Origin of the sequence: Streptomyces sp. URMC 124 (assembly GCF_051386455.1) — a bacterium.
Classification (GTDB): Bacteria; Actinomycetota; Actinomycetes; order Streptomycetales; family Streptomycetaceae; genus Streptomyces.
In genome coordinates, this window is sequence record NZ_JBPQTS010000027.1 from 44272 (window position 1) to 53809 (window position 9538).

General features: G+C 70.2%; 6 protein-coding genes. 1 reads left to right on the plus strand and 5 read right to left on the minus strand.

Going from position 1 to position 9538, the window contains the following annotated elements; translation table 11 throughout:
* Positions 1-178: 178 nt before the first annotated feature.
* Positions 179-2191: a glycosyltransferase family 2 protein gene (locus tag ACSNOG_RS08380; protein WP_436751918.1), complete on the minus strand. Its 2013-nt coding sequence runs from the start codon at positions 2189-2191 to the stop codon at positions 179-181.
* Between the two features lie 117 nt (positions 2192-2308).
* A complete protein-coding gene (locus tag ACSNOG_RS08385) occupies positions 2309-2881 on the minus strand; it encodes a DUF2397 family protein (protein ID WP_436751925.1) in 573 nt (190 codons plus the stop codon).
* A 133-nt stretch (positions 2882-3014) separates the two neighbouring features.
* Between ACSNOG_RS08385 and ACSNOG_RS08390 the strand changes: the two genes are divergently transcribed.
* Positions 3015-4463: a hypothetical protein gene (locus ACSNOG_RS08390; protein WP_436751919.1), complete on the plus strand. Its 1449-nt coding sequence runs from the start codon at positions 3015-3017 to the stop codon at positions 4461-4463.
* Positions 4464-4549: 86 nt separating this feature from the next.
* Here ACSNOG_RS08390 and ACSNOG_RS08395 read toward each other — a convergent pair whose 3' ends face one another.
* From ACSNOG_RS08395 to ACSNOG_RS08405, 3 genes are all read right to left on the minus strand, one after another.
* On the minus strand, positions 4550-5878 hold the full coding sequence (locus ACSNOG_RS08395) for a class I SAM-dependent RNA methyltransferase (protein ID WP_436751920.1): 1329 nt from the start codon (positions 5876-5878) through the stop codon (positions 4550-4552).
* Between the two features lie 118 nt (positions 5879-5996).
* Positions 5997-8048 (minus strand): APC family permease, encoded by a 2052-nt coding sequence (locus tag ACSNOG_RS08400; protein WP_436751921.1) that lies wholly within the window; start codon positions 8046-8048, stop codon positions 5997-5999.
* 154 nt (positions 8049-8202) lie between these two features.
* A complete protein-coding gene (locus ACSNOG_RS08405) occupies positions 8203-9456 on the minus strand; it encodes a cytochrome P450 family protein (RefSeq protein ID WP_436751922.1) in 1254 nt (417 codons plus the stop codon).
* Positions 9457-9538 lie beyond the last annotated feature (82 nt).

A 9538-nucleotide genomic window follows, 5' to 3' on the forward strand; every position in this document is an offset into this window, starting at 1 on the left:
CCCGTACGGCGCGCGCCCCGACTAGCCCGGCACGGGGCACGGGAGACGGGGACGGGGCGCCGAAGGGCCACACGACCAAGATCAACACTACGTGAGCACGGAGGGTGACCGGGGGCGGGGCGACCCCCGGGCGTCACAAGGAACCGTAAAGATCCGCAGGTCAGCGCCGCTGCCGTCCCTACCGCTGCTTCAGACGCCCGCGTACCGCCTTGAGCAGCTCCACCCGTCCGACGCGCAGCGTCAGCGCATCGCGCCCGGGCAGAGGCTTCGCGTACCACGGCAGGCCGAACCGCTGCCAGCGCGCCGGCTTCAGCGACGGCTGCGGCGGTACGGGTACGGACCACTCCTTGCCGGCCGCGGCGAGGCGGAGCGTCAGCGCCCACTCACCGGCGGTCGTGCAGGGCACCTGCACGGTGAAGGTGCCGTCGGAGGCCGAAGCTTCAACCGGAATCACCTGCTCGACCCCCTTCGGCCCCTCGGCCCGCACCGTCAGCGCGCCCTCGGGCCGGCTCGCCAGCGCGCAGCGGCCGCTCACGGCGAGGGTGGCGGGGCCGTCGGCCGCCCACTTCGCGCCGGTGACGCGCAGGCGCGGCAGTACGCGGTGGCGGGTCTCGCCGATGTCCAGCGAGAGGTTTCCGTAGGGCTTGGTGGTGAAGAGGGCGACCGCCGTGCCCGCGTCCGTGACGAGGGTGGTCGTGGCGGCGGTCACGGACTCGGCGCGGCTGCTGCCGAGGCGGGCTTCCTTGACGATGCCCTGGGCGCCCACGGCGAGCGAGAGGTCCCAGAGGCCGGCGGTCAGCGAGGCGAGGTCGATCGTCGCGTCGAACCCGGCGGTGTCGTACTCATGGAGACCGCCGTCCTCCTCGGCCCCCAGCCCCGGGGTGGGGGTGTGATGAACAGGAAGGCGGTGCTCGGTGTCCGTGCCGCGCTTGCGGAGGACGAGTTCGGTGGTGACGTCGTGCGTGGCGATGCGGTGGATGTACGCGTGACCCGTGAGGCGCAGCCCGGCGGCGTTGATCTCCGCGGAGTCGACGCGGTGGCGGACGCGCAGTTCGGCCGTGATGTCGTAGCAGTCGTCGGGGATGTTGAGGGTGGAGTCGCGGAAGTAGGGGTGGAGCGCGTAGACGCGCCCGTCCTCGATCTGCAGGTCGGGGAGCGTGGCGGCGGTGGCGGCGAGGGTGGTGATGCCGTAGCTGGCGGCGCCCCGGTCGAGCTCCCAGCGGACGAGGGTGAGGAGCTCGTCGAGGAGCCGGTGGCGGATGAGGTGGCAGCGCAGGCGGACCACGGCGGGCAGACGGGCGGCCAGGCCCTCGCTCCAGTGCAGCGCGACAAGGTCCGCCAGCTCGTGCAGCAGCTTGTCCTGTACGTCGCGCTGAGGCTCGCGGCTCAACTGGAGGACGGCGTCGCGCAGTTCGACGGCGAAGTGCCGGTGCATCAGCGTGTCGCGGCCGGGGCCGGCCGGTACGTGCTCGGCGACGAGGCCCGACATCATCCGGAAGAGGTCTATTCGCATCCGCGCGCCGTGCTCCTGCGCGGTGATGTTGTTGCCGTCCTCGCGCGCGACCCAGTAGAGGCAGTCGTAGTCGGCGACGACGGATATCGCGGCGGCCTGGAGGTAGGCGGTGGCGACGAACGGCTGGTCCTCGCCGATCGACAGCCCGGTGTCGAAGCGGAGCCCGAGCCGGTCTATCAGCTCGCGACGGAACAGCTTCATGGGGTTGAGCGTCCAGTAGACCCTGGAAGAGAAAACATCCGTTTTGGGCTGGTTCCTCCGAAACATCGACTGAGGCGCCCGACGCCCGCCCTCGCCGACGATCCGCCCGAGCACGACGTCGGACCCGTTCTCATCCGCGGCCGCGACCATGCGCTCGAGGGCCTCGGGCCCGATGCGGTCGTCCGCGTCGAGGAAGTAGACATAACGCCCGGTGGCCTGCTCGAGCCCAAGATTCCGCGGCCCGGCCGGCCCCCCGGAATTCGCCTGCCGGACAACCCGCATCCCCGGCCCGGCCCGCTCCGCAAGCCGGTCCAGCTCGGCCACCGTCCCGTCCGTGGACCCGTCGTCGACCACGATCAACTCGATCCGGTCGAACCCAAGGGTCTGCTCAAGAACGGAACCGACGCTGCCGGTCACGTACGGCATGGCGTTGTACGCAGCAATGATGACCGTGACGTCAGGCCGAGGCCGAGACATGGCGAGGAGCTCCGTTCCTGCAGTCCAGAGTGTCATTTCAGGGTATAGGAGACCTCGAACCGACGTTCGCGGAAGATTCCGGCCGGGGCCCGGGCGGAGCAGCATGGGCGCGCATGGTCATGCCAGGTCCGCGAGGAGCGACGCCGTCCGCAGCTGCCGGTTCGACGTAACTGCGGGCGGATACGCAGGAGGTCGGGTCGGACTCGACCCACGGTGTGGCGGCAGGCACCGGTCGTGCCATGCGGGCGGCGAGGGTACGCGCTCTCGGCGCGGGCCGCGAACCGGCTGGCCGGCATCTCGAGTGCGAGGTACGTCTTGGCCGGGTCGAGCTCGTTCCCGGTTCCCAAGACGAGCAAGGCACTCAAGCTGGGTGACAATGTCGTGCAGAGCCACCGCCTGCCGCGCGCCGCGCCGACCGAGCGCCTCGTCGTGCGTGGCAGCGCCTCCTCCGCGGCCTCCCCAAGCCCGGGTGAGCCGGTAGACGAACCTCTTGCGGTAGAAGTCTTCGACGGCGGTGACGCGCGCGGTGTCGGGATCGGCTCGCAGGTTCCCCCGCTCCACGAGGCTGTCGAGTGCCTCGACCACGATCTCCAGTTCGGCCGGACGCTCATCAGCCGGCAGAGCCTCGCGCACGTCCTCGGGCCGCAGGTGCATCGCGAACCTCTGCTTGGTGGCGAGGAACGCCCGCATCGTTCTCCGGTAAAGGACGACATCGGGCACGGCGAGGCGCGCGAAGGAGGCGTATCCGGCACCGGTCCAGAAAAAGCCAGAGACCTCACAGCTCGCGACCGACGGCGTATTGTCGCTCCGGCTGGAGGCTCATGTGAAACAGAAGCTCAATGAACGTCAGCTAGCAGTGTTGCGGTGGGTCCAACAAGGATGCCTCGACGGTGTGTGGGAGGGCAGCTCGCACAAGATCACCTGTCAGGCCTTGCAGAACCGCGGACTGCTCACGGTCACGAAGCGGCGGGGGCAGTGGAGCACCGCCCTGACCAGTGCCGGCCAGCACTATCTGCAGCACGGGAACTACCCGCCTGCCCAGCCTCGGGTCAGCCGCACCAGGCCTGCGGAGAGGCCGGCTCCCACGGTTCCGGCAACGTCCACCGGCAGTGGCACAAGCGCAGGACCGGCTGCGCCCGCCGCCCCGCGGAAGGCGTCACAGGCACAGCAGACACGCAAGACGGTCACCGAGCAGCTTCTGGAGGAACTGACCGAAGCGGGTGGCCGGATCGTCAAGAGCAGTGCCCGCGGCCCGAATGCCGTGAACTGGCCGGCCCGCGTGAGTGCGGCGCGCAGGTCCGGAAGGATTCCCAAGACGAAGGACTTGCACGGAAGCTGGTGCCGTGAGGGCTACGAAATCCGGCTGACAGACACCCCGGCGTGGCGCCTGGCCGTCCTCGAACCCATCCCCGTACCGGCCAGACTCACTCAGCCCCATGCCGTGGTCAAAGCCCTGCAAAGCCAGTCCCCGCCCATGGGGCTGACCAAGGCCGTGCAAGCGCGAGCATTGAGGCTTGTTCAAGCGCTTATCACCGCAACTCAGAGGCGAGGCCACAGCAGTAAGGCCGGGGCGACTCGTGGCGCGCCCTCGCCGCATCGGCGGCGAAGTGCCGATCCCCACTTCACGATCACCGCTCAGGGGCAGGAGTGCGGCTTCCTCATCATCCAGGAACAGGACCGGAGCAAGCACACGCCCACCGAGAAGGAACTCGCAGAGGCCAAGAGGTACTCCTGGGTCAAGATCCCTCGGTTCGACTACACCCCTGCCGACCGCCTGCGGATCGTTCTCAGCGGCGGACGGGCGCACCGGGCGAGTGAATGGGCAGACACTCCGGAGCGACCCCTCGAAGATCAGCTCGCAGAGGTCGTGCAGGAGGTGGATCTCCGAGGAGAAGCCGCCGAACGCAAGCGGCTGGCCGACTTGGAGGCGGCAAAGCATCAGCGGCTGCGCTGGGAAGCCGCGATGCAGCAAGCACGCACCGAGTACGCCGAGGCGTATCGCGTGAAGCACCTGGAAGCGCAGGAGGAGGCGTGGCGCCGCGCGGCCGGCCTGGCCGAGTACCTCAGTGCCGTCCGCCTGCAGGTGGAGGGCTTGCCGAGTGGGCAGGTCAGAGCCGACGCCGAGGCGTGGATCGCTTGGGCCGACGCCCACGTGAAGCGGTTGAATCCTCTGACCACACCGCCCCGTCTGCCAACGGTCCCGGAACCACGCACCGAAGACTTGAAGCCCTTCCTGCACGGCTGGAGCCCCTACGGCCCCCACTCCTACTGAAGGCAGAGCCTCCGTCCGCGTTCGCCTCCGGCGCGGCCGTCATCGCTGCCTCAAGGGTCTCCGTGGCTGCGCCTCAGGCCGAAAGGTCAGGCGTCCTTCCCCATGGGCTTCAGGATCGCCACGCACTCCACGTGGTGGGTCATCGGGAAGAGGTCGAAGGCGCGGAGTTTGACCGGCTTGTAGCCGGACTCGGCGAAGTAGGCGAGGTCTCGGGCCAGGGCGGCCGGGTCGCAGGCTACGTAGGCGATGCGGCGGGCGCCGAGGGAGGCGAGGTGGTTGACCGTCTGCTTGCCGGCGCCGGCTCGGGGCGGGTCGAGGACGATGATGTCGGCCTCCTTGATGCCCGTGCGCGGGAGGACCTGCTCGACCTTGCCCTGTTCGATGCGGACGCGGTCGAGGTCCTGGAGGTTGTGGCGGGCGTCCTCGACGGCGCGCTTGCCGGATTCGATGCCGAGGACCGCGCCCTTCTCGCCGATGCGCTCGCCGAGGGCGCCGGCGAAGAGGCCGACGCCGCAGTAGAGGTCCAGGGCCATGTCGCCCTTGCGGGGCATGAGGCCCTGCATGACGGCCTTCACCAGCATGTCGGCGGCCTGCGGGTGGACCTGCCAGAAGCCGCCCTCGCCCACGCGGTACGTGCGCTCGTCGGCGCGTTCGCGGACGAAGGGGCGGCCGTGGACTCGGTGGACCCGTCCATCCTTTTCGCCCACTCGCATCACCGAGACCGGCTTGTCCAGTTCTACGATCGGGAGGCGGCCGCCCGGCTTGGGGGTCAGGATGACCTGGCGGTCGGCGGAGCCCGAAGCCGCGATGGCCTCCACCGTGGCGATCTGCGGCCACTCGCGCTTCTCGATGCCCAGCTCGCTCACGCCCGGCGCGGCGATCATGCAGTGGTCAATGACCTGGACGTCATGGGAGCGGTGCTTGCGCAGGCCCGCGTGGCCCTCGGCGTCGATCGCGTACTGGACACGGGTGCGCCAGGCGGGGACCTCGCCCGCGGGGAGCTTGTCGCCCTCGGCCGGCATCACGGTGCCGTCCCAGCCGGCCTCCTCCGGGGTCAGGCCCGCGAGGCGCTTGAGCTGCTCGGCGATCACCTCGCCCTTGAAGCGGCGCTGGGCGCCGGGCTTGGCGTGCTGCCAGTCGCAGCCGCCGCACTTGCCCGGGCCGGAGAAGGGGCAGGGGGCCGGGACCCGGTCCTTGGAGGCGGAGAGGATCTCCACCGCGTCCGCGCGCAGGAAGCGGGACGTCGCCTCGCCCTCCGTGATCTTCGCGATCACGCGCTCGCCCGGCAGGGCGTGGCGGACGAAGAGCACGCGGCCCGACTCCGTACGGGCGACGCAGTGGCCTCCGTGGGCCACCGGGCCCACCTCCACCTCGTACTCCTCGCCGACCAGCGATTCCTGCGGGGCGTTCTGCATGGTGGTCGGCTCCAGAGACGTAAAGGGAAAGGTGGGGTGGGACAGCCGTCCAGTCTACGGGCCGTCCCACCCCACCTGCGAATTCGCCGACCGGCGGATTCGTTACGTCACTGCGTCGCTACTTCTTTGTCGACGCCTTTTCCTTCTTCTGCTCGCTCACCGGGCCCCGGCGCACCGAACCCGGCGCGTTCCACTCGGCCCGCTTGCGCGCCCGCAGCTTGGCCGCTTCCGAGGAGTCCAGCTGCCAGGGCACCGAGGTGACCATCACGCCCGGCGTGAAGAGCAGGCGGCCCTTCAGGCGCAGGGCGCTCTGGTTGTGCAGCAGGTGCTCGTACCAGTGGCCGACCACGTACTCCGGGATGTAGACGCTGACGACGTCGCGCGGGCTCTCCTTGCGGAGGCTCTTGACGTAGTCGATGACGGGGCGCGTGATCTCGCGGTAGGGCGAGTCGAGGACCTTCAGCGGGACGTCGAGGCTGCGGCGCTGCCACTCCTCGCGCAGCGCCTTGGTCTCGGCCGCGTCGACGCTGATGCTGAGCGCTTCGAGGGTGTCGGAGCGCATGAGCTTGGCGTAGGCCAGGGCCCGCAGCGTCGGCTTGTGGATCTTGGAGACCAGGACGATCGAGTGGACGCGCGAGGGGCGGACGGCCTCGTCGCCCGGGCCCTCGTCGGCGGCGATCTCCTCGGCCACCCGGTCGTAGTGCTTCCGGATCGCGGTCATCGTGGCGTAGAAGATCACCATGCCGAGCAGGGCGACCCACGCGCCGTGGGTGAACTTCGTCAGCAGGACGACGACGAGGACGAGGCCGGTGAGGAAGGCGCCGAACATGTTGATGCCGCGGGAGCGGACCATGCGGCGGCGCTTGGCCGGGTCGGTCTCCGTGCGCAGGTGGCGGTTCCAGTGCCGGACCATGCCCGTCTGGCTCAGGGTGAAGGAGACGAAGACGCCGACGATGTAGAGCTGGATCAGCTTGGTCGAGTCCGCGCCGTAGATGTAGACCAGGACGGCAGCGGCGCCCGCGAGCAGCACGATGCCGTTGGAGAACGCCAGGCGGTCGCCGCGCGTGTGCAGCTGGCGCGGCAGGTAGCGGTCCTGGGCGAGGATCGAGCCGAGCAGCGGGAAGCCGTTGTACGCGGTGTTGGCCGCGAGGAACAGCACCAGTGCAGTGGCCGCCGCGAGGATGATGAAGAGGAACGATCCGCTTCCGAAGACGGCCTCGGCGACCTGCGAGATCACCGGGTTCTGGGTGTAGTCCTCGCCGACCGGCGTGCCGTTCTTGAGCAGGTCGGTGGCCGGGTTCTCGGCCATGCGGACGTTCGTCGCCATGGCCAGGCCGATGATGCCGCAGAACATGGTGACGGCGAGGGCGCCCATCAGGGCGAGCGTCGTGGCGGCGTTCTTCGACTTCGGCTTGCGGAAGGCGGGGACGCCGTTGCTGATGGCCTCGACGCCGGTGAGGGCCGCACAGCCGGAGGAGAAGGCGCGCAGCAGCAGGAAGACGAGGGCGAAGCCCGCGAGGCCCTGGTGCTCGGCGTGGATGGTGTAGTCGGCGGTGGGGGCCTTCATGGTCTCGTCCATGAAGAGGCCGCGGGCGGCACCCCAGACGATCATGATGAAGACGCCGCCCACGAAGACGTACGTGGGGATCGCGAAGAGCTTGCCGGACTCCTTGACGCCGCGCAGGTTCATCAGGGTGAGCAGCACGATCACGCCGACGGCGCAGGCCGTCTTGTGCTCGATGACGAACGGGATGGCGGAGCCGAGGTTCTCGATGCCGGAGGAGATGGAGACCGCGACGGTCAGCACGTAGTCGACGAGCAGGGCGCTCGCGACGGTGAGGCCGGCCTTGGGGCCGAGGTTGACGTTGGCGACCTCGTAGTCGCCGCCGCCGCTCGGGTAGGCGTGGACGTTCTGGCGGTACGAGGCGACCACCGTGAACATCAGCACGACGACGGCGACGGCGATCCATGGGCTGAAGTGGTAGGCCGACACGCCTGCCGCGGAGAGCACGAGGAGCACTTCGCCCGGCGCGTACGCCACGGAGGAGAGCGGGTCGGAGGCGAAGACGGGCAGGGCGATGCGCTTCGGGAGAAGGGTTTCTCCCAGCTTGCTGCTGTGCAGCGCCCGGCCGATGAGGATCCGTTTCGGCAGGTCGGTCAGTTTGGACACAACAGAGGATCGTAAGCGCTCGCCCGGACGGGCGCCCACCCGCCACCCGCCGGAAGGGAAATGTGGCGCACGCCGCACCCGGCCGGTCGCGGGGTGCGGCGTGTGTCCGCGCGCGTTCCTGCATGTGCGTCTGCAGTGAGCGGCAGGGTGCGGGTCAGCCGTCCAGCAGCGCCGGCAGGGCCCGGTGGCCGTTGGAGATGAAGGACTCCACCGGGCGCAGCTCGCCCGGCTCCACGGCGAGCCGCATCCGGGGGAAGCGCTCGAAGAGCGCGGGCAGGGCGATCGAGGCCTCCAGGCGCGCGAGGGGGGCGCCGAGGCAGAAGTGCACGCCGTGGCCGAAGGCGAGGTGGTCCTTGACGGCGCGGGTGACGTCGAAACGGTCCGGCTCGGCGCCGTGCAGCTCCGGGTCGCGGCCGGCCGCGGCGTAGGCGGCGAGGATCGCGTCGCCCTGCCGCAGCACGGTGCCGTCCGGGAGCGCGATGTCCTCGGTGGCGTAACGCAGCGGGAGGCTCGCCACCGGGGACCGGTGGCGCAGGGTCTCCTCGATCACGTCGTCCCAGCCGGCCGTGCCCGCGCGGACGAGGGCCAGCTGGTCGGGGTGGGTGAGCAGGGCGTGGATGGCGTTGTCGAGGAGGTTCACGGTCGTCTCGTGCCCGGCGCTGATCACCAGCAGCAGGGTGTCGAGGAGCTCCTGCTCGCTGAGCCGGGAGCCGTCCTCCTCGCGGGCGGAGATCAGCACGCTGGTCATGTCGTCGCCCGGGGCGGTCCGCTTGGCGGCGACGAGGGCGCCCAGGAGCTCGTAGGTCCGCGCGTACGTGGCGGTGACCTCCGCCGGGTCGGCGGAGGTGTGGAAGATGCTGTCGACGCAGTCGCGCAGGCCCTCGCGGAGGTCCGGGTCGGTGACGCCGAACAGCTCGCAGATGACCTGGATCGGGATCGGGTAGGCGTACCCCTCGCGCAGGTCGACGGGCTCGCCGGGATCCGCGGCGGCCAGGCCGTCGAGGAGCTCCGCCGTCATCGCCTCGATGCGCGGGCGCAGGGCGGCGGTGCGGCGGGCGGTGAAGGCCTTGGCGACCAGGGCGCGCAGCCTCCTGTGGTCGGTGCCGTACGCGGTGAACATGTTCCGCACCGCGACCCAGGTGAACAGGGGCCACTCGGGGGAGATCTCACCGTTGACCCAGGCCGGCCAGTGCTGGTGGGGGTCCTTCGAGACGCGCGGGTCCGTCAGGAGCTCCTTCAGCAGCGGCTGGGTGGTCACTGCCCACGCCACCACTCCCCCAGGAAGCTCCACGGGCGTCGCCGCGCCCCGGGCCCGGATGCGGGCGGCCTCGCCGTGGATGTCGCTGCCGGTGGCGTCGATCCGGAAGGGGGCGGGCTGAACCGGGACGGTGGTGGGCTTGCGTTCCATCGGCTGTCTCCAGGGAGGTCGGTCTGCTGCGGGGAAGGAGCGGACTGATCGGAGCGGGGGCGGTCGTACGGCGGGAGGGGGC